The organism is Caulobacter sp. 602-1, from assembly GCF_003931565.1.
Classification (GTDB): Bacteria; Pseudomonadota; Alphaproteobacteria; order Caulobacterales; family Caulobacteraceae; genus Caulobacter.
Genome location: NZ_RRYI01000002.1, coordinates 43,285 through 62,482, shown reverse-complemented (window position 1 = coordinate 62,482; position 19,198 = coordinate 43,285). Strand labels below are relative to the sequence as shown.

18 protein-coding genes are annotated in these 19,198 nt (G+C 68.0%); 13 read left to right on the top strand and 5 right to left on the bottom strand.

Annotated features, from left to right (window positions below):
* Positions 1-42 precede the first annotated feature (42 nt).
* The 3 genes from aroC to EIK80_RS05055 all read left to right on the top strand — a co-directional run bounded on the left by aroC (position 43) and on the right by EIK80_RS05055 (position 2,172).
* Positions 43-1,161: a chorismate synthase gene (gene aroC / locus EIK80_RS05065; RefSeq protein ID WP_125155906.1), complete on the top strand. Its 1,119-nt coding sequence runs from the start codon at positions 43-45 to the stop codon at positions 1,159-1,161.
* 177 nt (positions 1,162-1,338) lie between these two features.
* On the top strand, positions 1,339-1,881 hold the full coding sequence (locus EIK80_RS05060) for a response regulator (RefSeq protein ID WP_125155905.1): 543 nt from the start codon (positions 1,339-1,341) through the stop codon (positions 1,879-1,881).
* A gap of 48 nt (positions 1,882-1,929) precedes the next feature.
* Positions 1,930-2,172 carry a hypothetical protein gene (locus tag EIK80_RS05055; protein ID WP_125155904.1) on the top strand — a complete coding sequence of 81 codons (243 nt, stop codon included), beginning with the start codon at positions 1,930-1,932 and terminating at the stop codon, positions 2,170-2,172.
* Positions 2,173-2,181: 9 nt separating this feature from the next.
* Here the strand turns inward: EIK80_RS05055 and queE are convergent, their stop codons facing one another.
* Both queE and queC read right to left on the bottom strand, forming a co-directional pair.
* Positions 2,182-2,814 (bottom strand): 7-carboxy-7-deazaguanine synthase, encoded by a 633-nt coding sequence (gene queE, locus EIK80_RS05050; protein ID WP_125155903.1) that lies wholly within the window; start codon positions 2,812-2,814, stop codon positions 2,182-2,184.
* Positions 2,811-3,554 carry a 7-cyano-7-deazaguanine synthase QueC gene (queC, locus tag EIK80_RS05045; RefSeq protein WP_125155902.1) on the bottom strand — a complete coding sequence of 248 codons (744 nt, stop codon included), beginning with the start codon at positions 3,552-3,554 and terminating at the stop codon, positions 2,811-2,813. The genes queE and queC overlap by 4 nt, the downstream gene beginning before the upstream one ends.
* Positions 3,555-4,021: 467 nt before the next feature.
* Between queC and EIK80_RS05040 the strand changes: the two genes are divergently transcribed.
* The 5 genes from EIK80_RS05040 (at position 4,022) to EIK80_RS05020 (ending at position 11,009) form a co-directional block, all read left to right on the top strand.
* On the top strand, positions 4,022-6,856 hold the full coding sequence (locus EIK80_RS05040; protein WP_125155901.1) for a TonB-dependent receptor: 2,835 nt from the start codon (positions 4,022-4,024) through the stop codon (positions 6,854-6,856).
* A 185-nt stretch (positions 6,857-7,041) separates the two neighbouring features.
* The gene (locus EIK80_RS05035; protein WP_125155900.1) at positions 7,042-8,571 is read left to right on the top strand and encodes a response regulator; all 1,530 of its coding nucleotides are present in this window, start codon (positions 7,042-7,044) and stop codon (positions 8,569-8,571) included.
* A gap of 130 nt (positions 8,572-8,701) precedes the next feature.
* Positions 8,702-9,430, top strand: coding sequence for a LuxR family transcriptional regulator (locus tag EIK80_RS05030; RefSeq protein ID WP_125155899.1), 729 nt, complete (start codon positions 8,702-8,704; stop codon positions 9,428-9,430).
* A 123-nt stretch (positions 9,431-9,553) separates the two neighbouring features.
* A complete protein-coding gene (locus tag EIK80_RS05025; protein WP_125155898.1) occupies positions 9,554-10,369 on the top strand; it encodes an acyl-homoserine-lactone synthase in 816 nt (271 codons plus the stop codon).
* Positions 10,370-10,577: 208 nt separating this feature from the next.
* Complete coding sequence (locus EIK80_RS05020; protein ID WP_125155897.1) at positions 10,578-11,009, top strand: helix-turn-helix domain-containing protein; 432 nt, start codon at positions 10,578-10,580, stop codon at positions 11,007-11,009.
* An 83-nt stretch (positions 11,010-11,092) separates the two neighbouring features.
* Here EIK80_RS05020 and EIK80_RS05015 read toward each other — a convergent pair whose 3' ends face one another.
* The gene (locus tag EIK80_RS05015; RefSeq protein WP_125156608.1) at positions 11,093-11,446 is read right to left on the bottom strand and encodes a PilZ domain-containing protein; all 354 of its coding nucleotides are present in this window, start codon (positions 11,444-11,446) and stop codon (positions 11,093-11,095) included.
* Positions 11,447-11,668: 222 nt separating this feature from the next.
* Here EIK80_RS05015 and EIK80_RS05010 point away from each other — a divergent pair, with 222 nt between their 5' ends.
* A complete protein-coding gene (locus tag EIK80_RS05010; RefSeq protein WP_125155896.1) occupies positions 11,669-12,643 on the top strand; it encodes a glucokinase in 975 nt (324 codons plus the stop codon).
* A gap of 14 nt (positions 12,644-12,657) precedes the next feature.
* Here EIK80_RS05010 and EIK80_RS05005 read toward each other — a convergent pair whose 3' ends face one another.
* Entirely contained in the window at positions 12,658-13,899 is a 1,242-nt protein-coding gene (locus EIK80_RS05005) for a methionine gamma-lyase (protein WP_125155895.1), read from the bottom strand.
* Positions 13,900-14,005: 106 nt separating this feature from the next.
* Here EIK80_RS05005 and EIK80_RS05000 point away from each other — a divergent pair, with 106 nt between their 5' ends.
* The 4 genes from EIK80_RS05000 (at position 14,006) to EIK80_RS04985 (ending at position 18,710) form a co-directional block, all read left to right on the top strand.
* Complete coding sequence (locus EIK80_RS05000) at positions 14,006-14,464, top strand: Lrp/AsnC family transcriptional regulator (protein ID WP_125155894.1); 459 nt, start codon at positions 14,006-14,008, stop codon at positions 14,462-14,464.
* A 100-nt stretch (positions 14,465-14,564) separates the two neighbouring features.
* Positions 14,565-15,995 (top strand): sensor histidine kinase, encoded by a 1,431-nt coding sequence (locus EIK80_RS04995; RefSeq protein ID WP_125155893.1) that lies wholly within the window; start codon positions 14,565-14,567, stop codon positions 15,993-15,995.
* A 164-nt stretch (positions 15,996-16,159) separates the two neighbouring features.
* Positions 16,160-17,563, top strand: a complete 1,404-nt coding sequence (locus EIK80_RS04990) for a glycoside hydrolase family 47 protein (protein ID WP_125155892.1) — start codon at positions 16,160-16,162, stop codon at positions 17,561-17,563.
* A 142-nt stretch (positions 17,564-17,705) separates the two neighbouring features.
* Entirely contained in the window at positions 17,706-18,710 is a 1,005-nt protein-coding gene (locus EIK80_RS04985) for a glycerophosphodiester phosphodiesterase family protein (protein WP_125155891.1), read from the top strand.
* On the opposite strand, the gene EIK80_RS04980 is transcribed toward EIK80_RS04985, so the two are convergent.
* Positions 18,646-19,125 (bottom strand): hypothetical protein, encoded by a 480-nt coding sequence (locus EIK80_RS04980; protein ID WP_233586439.1) that lies wholly within the window; start codon positions 19,123-19,125, stop codon positions 18,646-18,648. The genes EIK80_RS04985 and EIK80_RS04980 overlap by 65 nt on opposite strands.
* Positions 19,126-19,198: the final 73 nt, after the last annotated feature.

Genomic DNA, 19,198 nt, shown 5'->3' with positions numbered 1-19,198 from the left:
GCGGCTTTGCCCGGACCGTCCGTTTCCGCTAGAAGCCGCCCCATGTCGCACAACACCTTCGGTCACCTGTTCCGCGTCACCACCTGGGGCGAAAGCCACGGCCCGGCGCTCGGCTGCGTCGTCGACGGCGTGCCGCCGGGCATCGCCCTGACGGCCGAGATGATCCAGGGGTTCCTCGACAAGCGCCGACCGGGCAACGGCAAGTTCGTCACCCAGCGCCAGGAACCGGACGCGGTGCGCATCCTGTCGGGCGTGTTCGAGGACGAACGCACCAACGGCCAGCGGACCACCGGCACGCCGATCAGCCTGATGATCGAGAACACCGACCAGCGGTCCAAAGACTATGGCGAGATCGCCCAGGCCTTCCGCCCTGGCCATGCGGACTATCCCTATTTCGCCAAGTACGGCGTGCGCGACTATCGCGGCGGCGGCCGCAGCTCGGCGCGCGAGACGGCGGCGCGCGTGGCGGCCGGGGCGGTGGCGCGGCTGGTGATCCCGGGCGTGACGATCCGCGCCGCCCTGGTGCAGATCGGCCCGCACGCGATCAATCGCGAGAACTGGGACTGGGACCAGACCGAACAGAACCCCTATTGGTCGCCCGACGCCGCGATCATCCCGGTCTGGGAAGAGCATCTGGAGACGATCCGCAAGGCCGGCTCTTCGACCGGCGCGGTGGTGGAGGTGGAAGCCACCGGCGTGCCGGCCGGCTGGGGCGCGCCGCTCTACGGCAAGCTGGACGCCGAACTGGCCGCCGCCCTGATGTCGATCAACGCCGCCAAGGGCGTCGAGATCGGCGAGGGCTTCGCCAGCGCCGCGCTGACGGGCGAGGACAACGCCGACGCCATGCGCCTGTCCGAGGACGGCCAGCCGATGTTCCTGTCCAACCACGCCGGCGGCGTGCTGGGCGGCATCTCGACCGGCCAGCCGGTCGTGGCGCGCGTGGCCTTCAAGCCGACCTCGTCGATCCTGATCCCGCGCCAGACCCTCAACGAGGCGGGCGAGGAGATCGACCTGCGCACCAAGGGCCGCCACGACCCGTGCGTCGGCATTCGCGGCGTGCCGGTGGTCGAGGCCATGACCGCCTGCGTGCTGGCCGACGCCTTCCTGCGTCATCGCGGCCAGACCGGCGGCCACGTGTTCGCGCCTGGCGCGAGCCGCTGACCGCGGGGTCAAGGCGCAGAAACCACGGTTTCTGACCCTCGCCCTCTGATTAGGTTCAGCTTTCGGGTTGACGTGCACACGATTGCGGGCGTAAGGCTCAACCCGCATATCCCTTGGCGCGCGAACGCGGCACGCTAAGGTTGTGATGCGTGACGCGATGAGAAGGGGACTCGGCGCGTGCGGTTCGATCTCCTGAAGATCCTGCTGGTCGACGACAACCAGCACATGCGAATGCTGCTGATCGAGATCCTGCGGGCGATCGGCGTGCGCTATGTGTTCGAGGCCATGGACGGCGCCGAGGCGCTGGCGATCCTGCGCTCCACCGCGATCGACGTGGTGTTCACCGACCTGTCGATGAACGGCCTCGACGGCATCGATTTCGTCCAGTTGGTCCGCCAGTCGCCCGACAGCCCCAACCCGTTCGTGCCGATCGTGATGATCACGGGCCACTCGACCGAGCGCCGGGTGCATGAGGCGCGCGACGCCGGGGTCAACGAGTTCCTCACCAAGCCGGTCACGGCGCGCGGGGTCATCCACCGTCTGACCCTGCTGATCGAGAACCCCCGCCCGTTCGTCCGCGCGGGCGACTATTTCGGCCCTGACCGTCGCCGTCGCGCCGATCCGCGCTACCGGGGCGAGCGCAGGCGCGAAGACGACAAGCGGGCGCTCTATGTGGACGACGCCCAGGCGGGTCGCGGCCATCCGACGCGGAGAATTTAAACCTTTGGCCGGCTAGAACGTGGTGAACACCGTTTCACGAGCTTCACCATGACCCTTCGCCGCCTGGCTCCGCTTTCCCGCGTCGCGCCCCTGGCCGCCATCCTGACGATGGTCGCGCTTTCGCAGACCGGCTGCCTCGCGGCGGCCGCCGTCGGGACCGTGGCCGGCACGGCGATCGGCGTCACCGGCGCGGTCGTCGGCGGCGCGGGCAAGGCGGTCGTCGCCACCGGCAAGGCGGTGATCCCGGGCGACGGCAAGAAGGATCGCGATCGCGACGACTATCGCCGCTAGCGCTTAGGCCTAGGGCAGGCCCAGATATTTGTGGGTCTGGACGCTCAGGCGCCATTGCGGATGCGCCAGGCAATAGGCGACCGCCAGCTGGGTGTTGCGGTCGCGATCGGGACCGTCCATCGGCTGCAGGTAGAACCGCTCGAAATCCAGGGTCTCGAAGCGCTCCGGCATGGCCTTGTCCTGCGGATAGACCAGCTTCAGCTCCTGCCCCGAGGTCTGGACCACCGGCGCGTCGGCCTTCGGGCTGATGCAGATCCAGTCGATTCCCGCCGGGGCCGGCAGCGTGCCGTTGCTCTCGCAAGCGATCTGGAACCCCCGCGCGCGCAGCGCCGCGATGGCGGCCTCATCCAGTTGCAGGAACGGCTCGCCGCCGGTGCAGACCACCAGGCGGTTGTCCGGTCCGCCGGTCCACTGGGCCTCGACGGCGGCGGCCAGATCCTCGGCCGTGGCGAACTTGCCGCCGTTCTCGCCGTCGGTCCCGACGAAGTCGGTGTCGCAGAAGGCGCAGACGGCCTTGGCCCGGTCCTGCTCGCGGCCGGTCCACAGGTTGCAGCCGGCGAAACGGCAGAACACCGCCGCCTTGCCCGCCTGGCCGCCCTCGCCCTGCAGGGTCAGGAAGATCTCCTTGACGGAGTAGGTCATCGCGCCGGCGGCTCCTCGGGCAGGGACTGGCGCCCCGCCACGTCCCACTCGACATAGCCCTTCTCGCGCAGCTCGCACGCCGGGCAGGTCCCGCAGCCATGGCCCCAGGCGTGGAGTTCGCCACGTTCGCCCTGGTAGCAGGTGTGGCTTTCCTCGACGATCAGCCGGACCAGGTCCTCGCCGCCCAGCGTCTTGGCGAGAGCCCAGGTCTGGGCCTTGGTCAGCCACATCAGCGGGGTCTCGACCCGGAAGTCGCGGTCCATGCCCAGGTTCAAGGCGTTCTGCTGGGCGTCCAGGGTGTCGCGTCGGCAGTCCGGATAGCCAGAGAAGTCGGTCTCGCACATCCCGCCGACCAGGGCCTCGATCCCCCGGCGATCGGCCAGGGCGGCGGCGTAGATCAGGAACACCAGGTTGCGGCCCGGCACGAAGGTCGAGGGCAGGCCGCGCTCGGTCATCTCGATGGCGCGGTCGGCGGTCAGGGCCGACTGGGCCACCTGGCCGAAGCTCCTGATGTCCAGCACGTGGTCGTCGCCCAGGCGGCCGGCCCATTGCGGAAAGCGGGCGGCGACCTCGCGGCGCACGGCCTGACGGGCCTCCATCTCGATCGCATGGCGCTGGCCATAGTCGAAGCCGACCGTCTCGACGCGCTCATAGCGCTCGAGGGCCCAGGCCAGGCAGACGCTGCTGTCCTGACCGCCGGAGAAGAGAACAAGCGCGCCAGGCGACGTGGTCGGGCTCATGCGAGCCTCTCAAGGTGGAAAAGGGGGAACATGGCCCCTCCTCTACACGAGGCAAGGCCGCGCCGGAACCGCCAGGGTTCAACGGCGGCGCCCCACGCGATACTCCGCCGACGAACCAAGGCGAAGTCTTTCGACCGCGAATCCTCGACGCATCTCGCCATTGCGAGATATTTTCGCGATCATGGGCCGCGATTTCCCCTACGGAAGCGCCAAACTCGATCTTCTAATTAGATGGAAACTTACCCGCCTCAGGAGAACACCCCCGCCCGAAAGTGAAAAGGCGTAACCTATCGCCGTTCACTTACGATCAGGCCAGTTGACAGCTTTCAAACGCAAGTATGCAATCTCCGAATGCTGCGATGGGTTCGCCGTACGCCCACGTGGTGAGAACAGTACGGCGCCGAGGAAACATCGGCCCCAGCAGGCTCCATCCATAAGGCGCCGCCGGGGTCCAGGGAGGGAATTCAATGTCGCAAACTCTGCGTATGCGGAGCCTATTGGTCATGGGCGCTTCGGCGGTCGCGATCTCCGGCTTCGCCGTCCCCGCGTTCGCCCAGCAGGCCGCCAAGCCGGCGCAACAGAACACCACCGTCATCGAAGAGCTGGTCGTCACCGCTCAGAAGAAGGAAGAAGCGCTCCAGGACGTGCCGATCGCCGTGTCGGCGTTCAGCCAGGACTCCCTCGAGGCGCAGAAGATCGACGGCGGCCCGAACCTCCAGCAGGCGATCCCCAACGTCACCTTCGCCAAGAGCAACTTCACCAACAGCTTCAACTTCCAGATCCGCGGCATCGGGGCCAAGGCCGTCGGCGCCTCGGCCGACCAGGGCGTCGGCGTCCACCTGAACAACGCCCCGATGCAGTCGGGCAACCTGTTCGAGGCCGAATTCTACGACGTGGAGCGCGTGGAAGTGCTGCGTGGTCCGCAGGGCACCCTCTACGGCCGCAACGCCACCGGCGGCGTGGTCAATGTCATCACCGCCAAGCCCACCGACCAGTTCGAGGCCAATGTCCGCGCCGAGTACGGCAACTACAATTCGGTCAAGCTGCGCGGCATGGTCAACGTGCCGATCTTCGGCGACAAGCTGGCCGTCCGCCTGTCGGGCGCCTCGCTGAAGCGCGACGGCTTCGTCACCAACACCTTCAACAACCACGTCGTCGACGATCGGGACCTATATTCGACCCGCGTCCAGGTGATGTTCAACCCGACCGAAAAGCTGCGCACCAACTTCCTGTGGGAACGCTTCCACGAGAACGACAACCGCGCGCGGACCGGCAAGCAGCTCTGCACCAAGGACAACGGCCCGGCCACGGTGGGCGGCGTGCCGACGGGCGCGGCGCGCGGCTTCCTGACCCAGGGCTGTCTGCCGGCCTCGCTGTACGGCTCCAGCGCCTACGGCACGGTCAACACCTCGGGCACGCTGACCGGCCTTCTGGGCAACATCTTCGGCTTCACCTCGGGCGACACGAACCTGGGCGACACCACCTCGACGAACCTGCGCGAGATCGAGACGGCGCTGGATCCGCTCTACCGGTCGGGCTCGAACGTCTATCAGCTCACCCTGGCCTACGACCTGACCGACGCCCTGACGGCCACCTCGATGACCGCCTACAGCAAGGGCAGCGTCTATACGAAGCAGGACTACAACCGGAACGTCTCGCCGGTCCCCTTCAACAACACGCCCTTCACGCCGGGCGGGTTCTTCAACGACCCGCAGGTGGGCAATACGAACAAGTTCACGACCATCGACGTCTCGTCCGGCCGTTCGGAACAGTTCAGCCAGGAACTTCGCTTGCAGTCGGCCTTCGACGGCCCGCTGAACTTCACCGTCGGCGCCATTCACTTCACCTACCGGACGCTGACCGACTACTACGTGATCGGCAACTCGCTGACCCTGTCGTCGCTGGCCCTGAACTTCTCCAAGACCGGCAATCCGAACTGCAACCCGGCGACCACCGCCAACTGCATCGGGATCGACACGGCGGCCGACCCGACCGGCGACGGCCACAACTACTATGACAACCGCACGCCCTATACCCTGGTGTCGGACGCGGTGATGGGCGAGCTCTACTATCAGGCCAGCGAGGACCTGAAGTTCACCCTGGGCCTGCGCCAGACCCGCGACAAGAAGGCGGTCAAGAACTACTCGACCGTCCTGCTGGCCCCCGGCTACGGCCTGACCTTGAACCCGAGCAACCCGGACCAGCGCGCCCGCTTCAACGAGACCACGGGCCGCGTCGGCGTGGACTACAAGGCCCATCTGGGCTTCACCGACGACACCCTGCTCTATGCCTTCTATTCCAAGGGCTACAAGGGCGGCGGCATCAATCCTGGCGTTCCGGCCGGCGCCGTCGGCATCCGCCAGACCTTCGACCCCGAGTTCGTCAACGCCATCGAGATCGGCGCCAAGAACACCCTGGCCGGCGGCAGCGTGCTGATCAACGCCACGGGCTTCTCGTACGACTACAAGGGCTACCAGATCTCCAAGATCGTGAACCGCACCTCGGTGAACGAGAACGTCGACGCCAAGGTCTACGGCTTCGAACTGGAGAGCATCTGGTCGCCGGTGCGGAACCTGAAGCTGAACGCCAATATCGGCTATCTGCACACCAAGATCGGCGACGGGGTCACCTCGATCGACACGATGAACCGCACCCAGTCCAACCCGGCCTATACGGTCGTGAAGGTGGGTCCGAACTCGTCGGCCGTCGGCGCCAACTGCGTGCTGGCCACCGCCGGCGTCGCCACCATCCTGGGCGCCGGCGCCGGGGCCACCCTGCCCTGGGCCTGCTCGGGGGCGGCGGCCTATCAGGCGTTCCTGTCGGCCCCGGCCGCGGCCGGCGGCGCGGGCCTCCCCGCGCCCACCGCGGCGTTCCTGGCCAACGCCACGGGCCTCTACACCTACGGGGCCGGCTACTCGATCGAAGGCACGGCGGCCAACCTGTCGGGCAATGAGCTGCCGAACTCGCCGCACTGGACCACCTCGCTCGGCGCCCAGTACACCTTCGACCTGCCCTCCGGCTGGTCCGCCACCCTGCGCGGCGACTACTACCGCCAGAGCAAGCAGTTCGCTCGCGTGTACAACACCGAGTACGACCGCCTGAAGTCGTGGGACAACGGCAACATCACCCTGAAGGTCGAAAAGCCGGAATGGGGGGTCTCGATCGACGCCTATGTGAAGAACATCGGCAACAAGACGCCGATCGTCGACGCCTACACCACCGACGACAGCTCGGGCCTGTTCACCAATGTGATCACCGCCGAGCCGCGCCTCTATGGCGTGTCGATCACCAAGTCCTGGTAAGTCCAGCTACGCAAGAAACGGACGGGGCGGCGGGTCCTCCGCCGCCCTTTTCTGGCCGGGCGCCGGGGGCTCGACGGAAAGATGAGCGATTTCCCACGATTACCGCGTCGTGACCGCGTCCAACTTAACGACTCCGCAAGGCCGGCCGGGGCAAGTTGTCCTTCCAAGTCCCAGCGAAGCGCCGCATGGAAACGCTTTACCGTCTGATCGATCTGAGCGACCCGATCGCCCCCGGCACGTCCTGCGCCGAGGCCGCCGCGATGTTCGACGCCGATCCGGCCAAGCCGGCGCTGGCGATCGTCGACGCCGACCGCGCGCCGATCGGCCTGGTTTATCGCGACGTGCTGCAGGGCATGATGCGGGTCGCCGAGGACACCCTCGCCGGCAAACCGATCTCCGAGGTCATGGACACCGCGCCGCGCATCGTCGCGGCCCAGACCGACGCCAGCAGCTTCGTCAACGCCCTGGCCGACAGTCCCACGCCCGTCTTCCGCACCGCCTATATCGCCGTGGACGCCGCTGGCCGCTATATGGGCGTCGGCGGCCTGGGTTCGCTGCTGGCCTCTCACCGTCGCCGCCAACGCGACGCCCGCGACGCCATGGGCATGGCCGAGCGCATGGCCGTCGACATCGGCGCACACCTGGACGGCGTGCTGGCCATCACCGAACGCCTCGAGCAGCAGCGCCTGACGCCGGACGCCTCGGCGTTCGTGCGCGCCATCGGCGACACCAGCCGCGACATGGGCGCGACGGTGAACCGCGCCATCGACCTGCACCGCTCGTCCCGCGGCCAGCTGACCTTCGCCCCCACGCCCACCCGCCTGCGCGATCTGGCCGACGCGGTCGAGGCCCGCTGGGCGGAACGCGCCCATGAGGGCGGCTCCACCCTGTTGGTCTCCTACAACGGCGATCCGGAATGCGGGGTCGAGGTCGACGGCGAGCGCCTGCTGCAGGTGTTCGACATCCTGATCGAGAACGCCCTGGCCGCCGGCCGCGGCATGATCGAGACCCGCCTGACCGCCCGCGCCGAAGGCGACCACATCCGCCTCGAAGGCCTGGTGCGCGACAACACCGAGGGCCACGCCGACGAGCGCCTGGCCCGGATCAACGACCCTCTGGGCCCCTCCAGCCTGCAAGACCGTAACGAGATGGCCTTGGGCGTCGGCATGGCCCTGGCTCACCGCGTCCTGCGCGCCATGGGCGGTCCCTTGCACGCCGAGGCCAATCGCGGCGCCGGCCTGACCGTCGGCTTCGGCCTGACGCTCGCGGCGGCTGCGGCCGAGGCCGAGATCCACGAGGAGCAGGCCGTCGCCTCCCGCGCCGCCCACATCCTGATCGTCGACGACAACGCCACCAACCGCATGGTCGCCGAGGCGCTGTGCGACATGTTCGAGTGCACCTCCGAGCAGGCCGTCGACGGCGTCGAGGCCGTCGAGATGGCCAAGGGCGGCCGCTACGATCTGATCCTGATGGACATCAAGATGCCGCGCATGGACGGCATCGCCGCGACCCGCGCCATCCGCGAGATGGGCGGCCGCGCCGGCGGCGTGCCGATCGTGGCCCTGACCGCCAACGCCGACCCGGCCGACGTCCAGACCTACATCGCCGCCGGCATGCAGGACGTCGTCGAAAAGCCGATCAAGCCCGAGCGTCTGGCCACCGTGCTGAGCGCCCTGCTGGGCGAGGACGAAGACGGCGAGGAAGAGGCCGCCTAAAAAGGCCGCGCCCCGCGCATTCCGCTACAATCCGACGCCCGTTTCCGACGCTACCCTGGATAGCGCGCGCTTGTCGCCGAGGCGTATCCCGGCCTAGCTTCGCCCTCAGCGTGAGTGCGGAGCGTCTCGAGTGCTGAATACGGCGGAACAACAGGCCTGGGCGTTTCTCAGCCAGGCGCCGCACCTGGGCTCGGCCCATGAGGTGGAAACCCATTTCGCCCGAGCGATCGGGGCCTTCGGCTACGACAAGTTCTGCGCCACCCTGGTCAATGCCGAGCACTACGGCAAGGAGCCGCCGACGCTGAGCCGCCGCGACTTCGAGGCCTGGGACCAGCGCTATTGGAGCGAGCGCTACGTCGTCCACGATCCGTGCGTGAAGCTCCTCCTGAAATCGCCGCGGTCGTTCGCCTGGACGGACGCCAAGCCGCTGGGCGACGGCCGCGCCCAGTCCATGTGGGGCGAGGCTTCCGAGCTGGGCATGAACGACGGCTATGTCGTGCGCGTCTTCGGCCCGGCCGGCCAGGAAGTGCTGATCCGCATGTCGACCGAGGCCCCCGCCACCGACCCGACCGCGCGCGCGGTCATCGACAGCCTGGCCACGGTGTTCGGCACGATCATGCTCAAGCACTGGGAAATGCAGGACGGCAGCCCGGATTACGGGATCATCTCCGAACGCCAGGCCCAGTGCCTGTACTGGGCCAGCCGCGGCAAGACGGACTGGGAGATCGGCGCGATCCTGGAGCTGTCGCCGCGCACGGTCCATCACCACATCGAGGCCGCCAAGAAGCGGCTGGGCGTGGTCAAGCGCCAGGAAGCCGTGCTCAAGGCCGGCGAGTTGGGGCTGCTCTCCAAACTCTAACCCAGACCCTCGCGGCCCTGGCAAGCACCCTCCGCGCGTAGGGCTTAGGCCGTTTGGCCTATCGCGCGTTCGCCGGATCATGTCCCCTAATGCAGGCCGTCCACGCCAGTAAGGGGGCCGGCCATGATCCACATCGTCACTTCCGAGAACCGCCATCTCTATGGCCCTCAGCTCTGGGCCATGCACGAGGAACGCCGGCGCCAGTGCGTCGAGAAGAACGGCTGGGTCGATCTGGTCGTCCTCGATGGCGGCGAGGTCGACGACTATGACGACCACCGCGCCGTCTATCTGCTGGGCTTCAACGACGCCCTGGAGCTGGAAGTCGGCCTGCGCCTGCGGCCCACCGACGACCGCTGCATGCTGGCCGACAAGTTCGCTCACCTGATCGCGCCCGGCGAAACGCCCAAGAAGGGACCCGACGTCTGGGAGGCCTCGCGCCTGTTCACCACCGAGGCCTATCGCCGGCGCAAGGGCCCCGGTCGTGGCGAGCGCGTGTTCGAGTGCTGGGCCGCCGCCTTCGAGCTGGCTCTTCGCCACGGCGTGACCCGCTTCGTGGGCATGATCGACATGCGGCTCTATCCCGGCATCCTCAACTCGCCGATCGACACTCGCCTGGTCGGCATTCCGCGCCCCTACGCGTACGGCGTGGTGGCGGGCTCCGAGATCGCCGTCTCGCGGGATCTGCTGGATCGCGTGCTGGAGGCGATCGGCCGCGAGTCGCCGATCGGCTACGAAATCGACGCCCTGGACCTGATGGCGTTCGGCGATCTGGCCTCGGTGCAACGCCAGGTGACCCGGGCCATGACGCCCCAGCTGAGCGCCGGCGCCCCGCGCGACGAGACCCTGGCCGCCGAGACCCTGTTCCGCCTGCATGACAATACCGGCCAGGCGCGACGCATCTGGGACCACCGCTCCGGCGCCTCGCCCCTCAACGCCTAGGGGTTCGCGGCGTACGACCCACTCGCGCAGGACGGCAGCGGATCACCCTTCGGTTGGCGGCGAATCGTTGTCCGGACGGCTAACTTCCGCGGATCGGGGAGGCCAGCTAAACCGTCGCGACGTAACGCCGCGCTATGAACGCCCCAGCTTCCGCCGACGTCACGGTCGTGTCATTTTCCCTGAACAACCGTTGGAGGCGGAAAAACAGATGAGCGAAGAAACCGAAGGCCGACGCCCCAACCCTGTCGACCTGCACGTGGGCGGCCGCGTCCGCATGCGTCGCAAGCTGCTGGGCGTGAGCCAGGAGCAGTTGGCCGACAGCCTGGGCCTGACCTTCCAACAGGTGCAGAAGTACGAGCGCGGCGCCAATCGCGTCAGCGCCAGCAAGCTTTATGAGATCGCCAAGACCCTGCAGGTCCCCGTGTCGTTCTTCTTCGACGGCCTGGCCGATCCCATGAGCGGCGCGGAAGTCGACGACGCCGCTCAGCACGCCGAAAAGGTGGTTCAGGAGTTCCTGACCACGCCGGAAGGCCTGGAACTGGCCGAGGTGTTCCCGCGCATCGGTCGCGGCCGCGTCCGTCGTCAGGTCCTCGACCTGGTGCGCGCCATGGCTGACGAGGCGGCCCGCGAAACCGCCTGACGCCAAGCCCCGCCAGCCCTAAGCGCTGATGCGGACAAGAAGACCTCGGCGGGCGGGCCGAGGTCTTTTTCGTTTTCAGGACGTCAGCCCGTGGAGGCGTCTGATCGCGAGGCGAGCCAGATCCGTTTGGCGGCGCCGGCGACGGAAGGGGTGAGACCGCGCAGGTCGTAGGTGCGGACGATCCGCATGCCCACCTCGCGGTCGCGCTGCCAGGCCACGGTCACGTCGTGGGCCAGGCCCGCGACGAGATCAATCAGCTGCGCCTTTCCCGGCGGGGCGGCGCCCGACAGCATCTGGATCCGCGCGCCGCCGCTCGACAGATCGCGGATCACGCAATCCCACGCGAAGGCGCCGCACAGGATCTTGCCGGACCTCTGAGTTTGAATACGGACGGCTGTCCGTCGATCTTGATCGCCTTCTGACGCGTACTTCGCCATGCGGGGATAAACGCACGCCGCGGTTAATCGGCCGTCTAAATTTAGGATTTTAGTCGTAAAGGTTAACGCGCCCAAAACTCGAAGCGGGTTTTGACTGTCGGCGGTGACAGCCTTGTCATAACGTCGGTATTCGGGGATATCTTCCTCTTGCCGGTCCATGTTACCGGTACAACAGTATTCATTCGAAGCCGGACGGAAGATCCGGCCATGCGAGGAAGCGACATGGCTAAGGGATCGGTCTTGCTGGCCGACGTGAACGGGCGCGACCTGGCGTTGGCGGTCGTGCGGCCTGGCGATCCACCGCGCGCGCACCAGGAGCTGGCGTGCGGCTCCCTGCGCGAGTTGGAGCGGCACCTGGTCAACGCCTTCTCCAAGAACGGCCATGGCGAATTGGTCGGGGCGGCGATCTGCGGCGCGGGTCCGGAGATCGATGGCGCGATCGCCCTGACGGCTGGCGATTTCACGGTGACCCAGTCGTGGCTGAGAGCGGTGCTCAAGACCCCGCGCGTGGCCCTGCTCAACGATTTCGCCGCCTGCGCGCTGGGCGCGCCGCGCCTGGCGAACACCGCCATGACCCTGATCCACGACGGCAAGCCGGCCAAGAACGCGCCGATCGCGGTGATCGGCCCCAATCTGGGCCTCGGCGTCGCGGGCCTTTCGCCACATCGCAACGACGGCTGGGTCCCGGTGGTCAGCGAAGGCGGCCATATCGACTTCACGCCCGGCGAGGCGCGCGAGATCCCGGTCTTCTCGGCCCTGCAGATCAAGTACGGCCGGGTCTCGGCCGAACATTTCCTGTCGCAGCAGGGACTGGCCGACATCCATATGGCGCTGGGCGGCGATACCGAGAGCGAGGACGTGATCCTGGCCCGCGCCCGTGACGGCGACGCGCGGGCCCGCGAGGCGGTGTCGATCTTCAGCGCCCTGCTCGGCGCCTTCTCCGGCGACGCGGCCCTGATGTTCGCCGCCCGCGGCGGTGTCTATATCAACAGCCCCCTGATGGAGCGCATCGGCGACCTGCTGGACCGCGCGGCGTTCGGCAGACGGTTCTCCGACAAGGGCCGCATGGGCGCGTATGTGCGTACCATTCCGGTGTACCTGACCATCGGCCGCTGCACCCTGCTCGGCTTGTCGGGCCTCTTCAGCGCCAGCGACATGAAGTACGCGGCCGACGAGGTGAAGTTCCTGGACTGCTGAGATCACCCTCCGCGCTAGGCGGAGATGGCGCCCTCGGTCGGCTTCGCGGATGGTTCCCCCAGCGGGGGAGCCGCGGTCGCCAGCGCCGCTTCCAGATCCTCCAGAATATCCGCCACGTCCTCCAGCCCGACCGACAGCCGCACCAACCCCTCGCCGATGCCCGCCGCCGCCCGCTCCTCGGGCGAATAGGGCGAGTGGGTCATGCTGGCCGGATGCTGGATCAGGGTCTCGGCGTCGCCCAGCGACACGGCCCGACGGATCATCAACAGACGGTTCATCATCGCCACGCCCGCCGCGTGGCCGCCCTTCAGCTCGAAGGCGACCATGCCGCCGCCGGCGCTCATCTGGCGTTCGGCCAGGGCGCGCTGCGGAAAGCTTCGCAGGCCCGGATAGAACACCCGCGCGACGGCCGGGTGCGCCTCCAGCCAGCGGGCGACGGCCTCCCCGCTCTGGCTGTGGCGGGCCATGCGCAGCGCCAAGGTCTTCAGGCCCCGCATGACCAGGAAGGCCGTGAATGGCGACATCACCGCGCCGGTCATGTCCTTCACCCCGACGAGGCGCACGCGACCCATGTCCTCGACGCCGCCGACCACGACGCCGCCGATGAGGTCGCCGTGACCGCCCAGATACTTGGTCGCGGAGTGGACGACGATGTCCGCGCCCAGGCTCAGCGGCCGGGTCAGGACCGGCGTGGCGTAGGTGTTGTCGACCACAACCTTGGCGCCGGCGTCGCGGGCGATCCGGCTGATCGCGGCGATGTCCACCAGGCGCATGTTCGGATTGGCCGGGGTCTCGAAATAGACGATCCGGGTCTTGTTCGAGATCGCCTCCGCCAGGACCTCGGGCCGGGTCATGTCGACGGTCCGCACCGTCACGCCGAACCGGGTCAGGCCGTCGCGCAGAAAGGCGAAGGTGCAGCCATAGAGCGTCTGGTCGGTGATGACCTCGTCGCCGGCCCGCAGGAAGCTCCACAGCGTAGCGGTGATCGCCCCCATGCCCGAGGCCGTGGCGACGGCCGCCTCGCCGCCCTCCAGGCTGGCCAGGCGCCGCTCCAGCAGGTCGGTCGTCGGGTTGGAGATCCGCGAGTAGAAATGCCCTTCCCGCGTCCCGGCGAACATCTCGCCGCCGGCCTCGGCGCTTTCGAAGGCGAAGGTCGAGGTCAGGTGCACCGGCGGCGTCAGCGCCCCGTGCTCATCGGCGGGATCATAGCCCGCATGGATCGCCCGCGTGGAGAAACCGGCCTGGTCGTTACGCATGTCTCGCTCCCTGTCACCGAGAGAGTGGTGCGAAGCGGGGGAAGATGGATTGCGAATTCTGCTACGATGGGCTCCTGTTTTGGCAGATTCTGCTCAAGGGACGTCAATGGACACCAAGGACCGCCAGATCATACGCGAGCTGCAGAAGGACGGGCGGCTGACCAATCAGGAGCTGGCCGAGCGGGTGAACCTGTCGCCCTCGCCCTGCCTGCGCCGGGTGCGCAATCTGGAGGCCGAGGGAGTCATCACCGGCTATACCGCCCTGGTCGACCAGAAGGCCTACGGCCTGCCGATCACGGTCTTCGTCCGTGTGCGCCTGAACAGTCCCAGCCAGGATCTGATCACCGGCTTCGAGGCGCAGGTGCAGCGCATCGACCAGATCCTGGACTGCTTTCTGCTGGCCGGCAGCGACGACTATCTGCTGCGCGTGATCGTCGACAGCCTGGAGACCTATGAGGCCTTCATGCGCCGCAAGCTGCACGCCATCCCGGGCATCGCCTCGATCGACACCAGCTTCGCCTATGGCGTGGTCAAACAGACGCGGGTGTTTCCGGTGGCCAGCTGAGCACCGCTCGCTTCGCCCTGGCAGGTGCGGCAATTCGTCCAACAACCTGTCACGGGAAATTCAGCGCCGGTGGCGACCGAGACCGCTACCATAAGGCGCGATGAGCAAAGAAGCGCCGCCCCAGTCCAGGCCTCAAATGGCCGGGTCGCCCAGCGTCACCACGGCGCTGAAGCACGCGCCTTTGGGCATCGCGATCTTCGACAACCAGATGCGCTACCTGGCCGCCTCTCGGCAGTACCTGACCGACCAGCGCCTGCCGCCCGACATGCCGCTGATCGGCCGCCAGCATTACGACGTCTTCCCAGAGATCCCGCAAAAGTGGCGCGACCTGCACGCCCGCGTCCTCGCCGAAGGCGTCGAACTGCGCCACGAAGGCGATCCCTATGTCGACCGCGACGGCCGCACCGAGTGGATCCGCTGGTCGATGGCGCCCTGGCGCACGGATCCCACCGACGACGGGGCCGGCGAAATCGGGGGGCTGGTCCTCTATACCGAGGTGGTCACCGCCAATATCGAGGCCCGCCTGAAGCTGGAGGCCGCCGAGGCCCGCTACCGCGCCGTCTTCGATCAGGCCGCCATGGGCGTGGCGCGGCTGACACCCACCGGTGAGATCCTGGAAGCCAATGACAGCTTCTGCGCCCTGCTGCGGCGCGATCGTGAGGCCCTGCTGGGTGTGTCGCTGCAGAGCCTCGTGCATCCGGGCGTGCTGGATGAAACGCTCCTGTCGAGCGCGGCCCTGCTGTCGGGCGAGATCGAGACCTGCGCGGCCGAACGGCGGTTTCTGGTGGGCGATAGCGACCTCTGGATCCACCTGACCGCCTCGATGGTGCGCGTCGACGGCCAACCCGCCTACATCCTGGCGATCATCTCCGACATCAGCGTCCGCAAGGAGGCCGAGGACGCCCAGGCGCGCCACCAGAGCCAGCTTCGCCTGCTGATCAACGAACTGAACCATCGGGTGAAGAACACCCTGGCCACCGTCCAGTCGATGGCCGCCCAGACCCTGCGCAACGAGCCCGATCCGGTCGTGGCCTTCGAGAAGTTCGAGGCGCGCCTGCTGGGTCTGTCGGGCGTGCACGACATCCTGACCCGCGAGAGCTGGCACGGCGCGGAGCTGCGCGAAGTGGTCGAGCGCGCCCTGCGCCCCTTCGACCAGACCGGCGCGCGCTTCGCGATCGACGGCCCCGCCGTGCGCCTGCAGCCGGGCGGCGCGCTGACCATGGCGCTGATCCTTCATGAAATGGCCACCAACGCCCTGAAATACGGGTCGCTGTCCAATGCCGCCGGCCGCGTGAGTCTGTCTTGGACCTACGCTCCCGACGACCGTGCGCTGGAGGTCGTCTGGACCGAGACCGGCGGCCCTCCGGTGGCGGCGCCCACGCGAAAGGGCTTCGGCTCGCGCCTGATCGAACGCAGCCTGGGCGGCGAACTGAAGGGCGCGGCCACCATGGACTATCGCCCCGAAGGCCTGAGCTGCACCCTGCGCGCCCGCCTGCCGGAGACCCCGGCGAACGAGACCTCGAAACTTTAGGCCAAGCTTATGGCGGGTCGTCGCCGGCCGCGGCGTCCTAGGTTTCAAGGGGCCCCTGGCGCGCCCAACCGCCAGTCTCCTCGCCGGCCGGGAAGTCGTGATCCCGGCCGGCGTCCCACCGTCTTCCCCTCGCTCAAGCCTTCGGTCGCCGCTAGGTTGGGGCCATGACGCCCGCTCGACTCACCCGCCGCTCCGCCTTCGCCGCCCTCGCCGCCGCCGGCCTCGCGCCTGGCTTGGCCGCCGCCGCGCCCAAGAAGGGTGCGCCCAAGGAAGACTGGAAGGCGCTGGCCGCCGACGTCCGCAAGGAATTCCAATGGGCCTGGCAGGGCTATGTCGCCAAGGCCTGGGGCAAGGACGAGATCAATCCCGTCAGCGGCACGTCGCAGTCGTTCTTCGTCGAGGGTCATGATCTGGGCCTCTCCCTGGTCGAGGCGCTGGACACCCTGTGGATCATGGGCCTGGACGCCGAGTTCCAGGCCGGCGTCGACTGGGTGAAGTCGTCGCTGGACTTCGACGTCAATGGCGAGGCCCAGGTCTTCGAGACCAATATCCGTCTGGTCGGCGGCCTGATCTCGGCCCACCTGGCCTGCGGCGATCCCGTACTGCTGGCCAAGGCCAAGGACCTGGCCGACCGTCTGCTGAAGGCGTTCGACGCCTCGCCCCACGGCCTGCCCTGGCGTTATGTGAACCTGAAGACCGGCGCGGTCCGCGATCCCGAAACCAACCTGGCCGAGATCGGCACCTACATCACCGAGTTCGGCGTGCTCAGCCAGCTGACCGGCGACAAGCGCTATTTCGACGTCGCCAAGAAGGCCATGAAGCACGCGCTCGACAAGCGCTCGAAGATCGGCCTGATGGCCGCCAACATCGATGCGCGTACGGGCGAGTGGATCAGCCGCACGGCCAGCATCGATATCTACGCTGACAGCTTCTACGAATATCTGTGGGACGCCTGGGAGCTGTTCGGCGACGAGGACTGCAAGCGCTGGGCGCAGGAGGTCACGGCCGCCCAGCTGGCCCACCAGGCCAAGCGCTATGACGGCCGCCTGTGGTTCCCGATGGTCGACTACGAGACCGGCGCGGTGCTGAACACCTCCCAGAGCGAGCTGGCCGCCTACTATGCCGGCCTGCTGGCCCAGGTCGGCTTCAAGACGGAGGGCGACGACTACCTGGCCTCGTTCACCGAGATGCAGGCCCTGTACGGCGTCATTCCGGAATCGATCGACATCGCCACCCGCCAGGCGCGCCGCAAGGCCACCGGCCTGCGCCCCGAATATGCCGACGCCTGCCTGAACCTGTGGCTGCTGGACCGCGACGACCGCTATCGCCAGCTGACGGCGATCCACTATCGCGAGATGAAGGCGACCAGCCGCGCCGCCTATGGCTACACCGCTCTGAAGGACATCACGACCAAGCCGATGACCCAGGGCGACAACTGCCCAGGATACTGGTGGTCCGAGCAGATGAAGTACTATTACCTGATCTTCTCGGACACGCCGCGCATCGACTACGCCAAGCTGCAGCTCAGCACCGAGGCCAACGTCCTGCGGGGTTTCCGAAAGGTCTAGGGCCGGCCCGCGCGGGACAACTTGGCGCATCGGAAAGCCTGAGGCGCGGCCTCTCCGGTGACGTCATCCCAATGAGTCCGAACCGCCGCACGCCTGTCGCGTGAATCGGCGATCTAGCGGTAAGGGCTGGGGAACTTGGACCATGCGACTTGGCGCGCTTTCGATCGCTCTCGCCATCGGAACCATGGCCGGTTCGGCGCATGCCGCCGACCCGCGCGAACGCCTCTATGACCCGACCGACGGCGTCATGGTCGTAGCCCACCGCGCCTGCCACGCGCCCGCCCCGTCGCGCGGCCTGACCAGCGCCGTCCCGGAGAACTCCCTCGCCGCCCTGGAGCGCTGCATCGCCCTGGGCGTCGACGTGGTCGAGGTCGACGTGCGCCGCACCCAGGACGGCGCCCTGGTGCTCATGCATGACGCCAAGGTCGACCGGACCACCACGGGCAAGGGAAGGGTGGCGGATCTGACCTTGGGCGAGCTGCAGGCCCTGCGCCTGAAGGCCGGCGACCAGGCCACCGACTCCGCGCCGCCCACCTTGAGCGCCTTCCTCAAGGCGGCCCGCGGCCGCATCCTGGTCAATCTCGACCTGAAGCAAGGCTCGCCCGCACAGGTCGCCCGCCTGGTGCATGATGTCGACGCCGCCGACTGGGTGCTGTTCAAGGCCCGGGCCGGCCTGGGCGCACCGCCGATCGCGGACCTGCCGCTCTACAAGAACCTGGCCTTCATGCCGATCATTGGCGGCAAGGGCGCCCCGCGCGCCGGCCAGTTGGCGGCGATCACCACCGCCCAGGCGTCCGGCGCGCGGGCGATCCCGGCCATCGAGCTGGATGGCGTGAAAAAGAATGGCTTCGTGGCCGTGCGCGACGCCGCCCGCGCCGCCGGCGTCCGCCTCTGGACCAACGCCCTGGCCGGCAAGGGTCTGAAGGGACTAGCCAACGCGGCCGGTGATCGGCGCGCCCTGATCGATCCCGCCAAGGCCTGGGGCGGCCTGATCGCGCAGGGCGTCAGCGTCGTCCAGACTGACTATCCGGCGGCTCTGCTCGACTATCTCGACGGGCAGGGCCTGCGCGGCGGCGCAACGATCACCGTCGCTGACGCGCGATGGTCTTTTCCAGGGCAGCGCGCCGCTTCGCCCAGGAGCCGCTGATCGCGGCGGCCTCGGCGTCGAGCGCGCGCCGACGGCGCTCAAGGTCGGCCTCGGCGTCGCGTTGTTCGGCTTCGGCGGCGTCGAGCGCGGCTTCGGCCTCCGCGAGCGCCTTCTTCCGCGCGGTCTCGGCCTGACTGTCGACCTTCGGTTTCGGCCTGGCCTTCGGAAGCCTGTCGACCGCCGACTTCAAACCGCCCTCGGCCCGCCGGATCACCGCGCCCGCCGCGGCCAGGGCCGCCTTGGCGTCGGGCGCATCGGGCGCTTCCTCGGCGACGCCTTCCTTGAACAGATCCCGATCCGTCTCCCAGGCGGCCAGAGCCTTGGCGCGCGAGGTCGCCGCCACCGTGTAGCGATGGAAGCCGTCCGACCACGTAAAGACCTTGGGAGCGCGCGCCATGGGGCGAGAACGGATCATGGGCGGCGGCGTTGCGGTGCGCTCTGCACACATGAGCGCGCCTTACAATTTTTGAACTACGGAAAATCATTGA